This is a genomic window from Trinickia sp. EG282A (assembly GCF_040965455.1).
GTDB classification, from domain to species: domain Bacteria; phylum Pseudomonadota; class Gammaproteobacteria; order Burkholderiales; family Burkholderiaceae; genus Trinickia; species Trinickia symbiotica.
The window spans coordinates 1-462 of sequence record NZ_JBFRCC010000036.1; the positions used below are offsets into that span (position 1 = coordinate 1).

The window sequence follows — 462 nt, forward strand, 5'->3', positions numbered from 1 at the left end:
CATGTCATCAGCTTCAACAGTCGCAAAACCAGGTGGGACGGTTCAAATTGAGGTCTCAGGCCCCAACATGGTGGTGTTTAGAGTGAACGAGGCATGGTGCGCCGACAATGCCCACGCGATACGCGCGAATTTGTTGGCCAGTGCACAAGCGACCACGTTGGAATGCCGCCTAGCAAGCATCGAACGGACCCACTCGGCCAGTGGACCAGCCTTGTTGGAAACCCTGTGCATGTAGGTCCGTGCGCATTGAACGAGGAGTCTACGAATATTCGCGTCCCCCCTCTGATATGACTCCCGGTGTCAATCGGGATTGGTTTTGAACTTTGCACTAACTATCGTTTCCGGTGTTTCGGAATTCCCTGAGGGCGGCGTAGCAGTAACTCTCGACGGTGGATCAGGCTGATATTCGCGGGTTGGGTACCGCATTACAGTGGTCCGTCTCATGAGCCTGCCGCTGACTTG

General features: G+C 55.2%; 1 pseudogene. It reads right to left on the bottom strand.

The window, feature by feature from the left end:
- Positions 1-42: 42 nt before the first annotated feature.
- Positions 43-285 (bottom strand): annotated as a pseudogene (locus tag AB4Y31_RS31790) (IS110 family transposase); the annotation flags it as partial.
- Positions 286-462 lie beyond the last annotated feature (177 nt).